Here is a 1,247-nt window from a genome sequence, read left to right on the forward strand (position 1 = left end):
GTGACGGTGTCGGTGCGGGCTCTGTTCGATACGCCGTCTCCGGCGGGGCTTGCGGTTTCGACGGGTGTGGAGGATGTCGTTGTTCCGGCGAATCTGATTCCTGCTGATGCACGGGAGATCACCCCGGAGATGCTGCCGTTGGTGGATCTGACGGTCGAGGAGATCGCGTGTATCGCTGCCACGGTGGAGGGCGGCGCTGCCAATGTGGCGGATGTGTATCCGTTGGCTCCGCTTCAGGAGGGTCTGCTGTTCCACCACTTGATGGCGGAGGGTGGCGAGGACGCTTACTTGATGCCGGTGGTCATCGAGATGGACTCGCGGGAGCGGGTGAATGATTTTGTGCGGGCGTTTCAGCGGGTGGTGGATCGGCACGACATTCTGCGGACGTCGTTCGTGTGGGAGGGGCTGCGTGAGCCGGTGCAGGTGGTGTGGCGGCATGCCGTACTGCCGGTGACGGAGGTGGTCCTTGACTCTGAGGCTGCCGATCCTGTGGCGGAGTTGCAGGGGGTCGTTGGTCTGTCGATGGATCTGGGCCGGGCCTCGCTGATCAGTGTGCATTTTGCGGCGCGGCCGGGCGGTGACAGCTGGCTGGTGCTGTTGCGGTTGCATCACTTGGTGCAGGACCACACGGCGCTCGAGGTGCTGTTGCACGAGGTGCAGGCGTTTTTGGCTGGGCGTGGTGATGAGCTGGCGCCGTCGCTGCCGTTCCGTGACTTCGTGGCACAGGTGCGTGGAGGGGTGGGACGCGCGGAGCACGAGCGGTACTTCGGCGAGTTGCTGGGTGACGTGACGGAGCCTACGGCGCCGTTCGGGCTGGCTGATGTCCGTGGTGATGGCGCGGGTGTGGAGCGTGGGGTGGTGCCGCTTGCGCCCGAGGTGGTCGACCGGCTGCGGAGTGCGGCGCGGCGGGCGGGTACGAGTGCGGCGACGCTGATGCACGTGGCGTGGGCGCGGGTGCTGGCGGCGGTCAGTGGTCGGGACGACGTGGTGTTCGGGACGGTGCTGTTCGGGCGGATGAACGCCGGCGCGGGTGCTGACCGGGTGGCCGGGCTGTATCTGAACACGTTGCCGGTGCGGGTGCGTACGGGAGAGCTGGGTGTGCTGGAGGCTGTGGAGCTGATGCGCGGCCAGCTGGCGGAGCTGCTGGAGCATGAGCATGCCTCGTTGGCCCTGGCCCAGCAGGCCAGTGGCCTGGCCGGCAACACCCCCGTGTTCACCTCGCTGCTCAACTACCGCCACAACACCGG

General features: G+C 67.0%; 1 protein-coding gene. It reads left to right on the plus strand.

The features are described from left to right. A partial coding sequence (locus AC068D_RS35675) for a condensation domain-containing protein (protein ID WP_478827308.1) occupies positions 1-1,247 on the plus strand: 1,247 nt, incomplete at both ends.

The organism is Streptomyces sp. NPDC043861 (assembly GCF_056435905.1).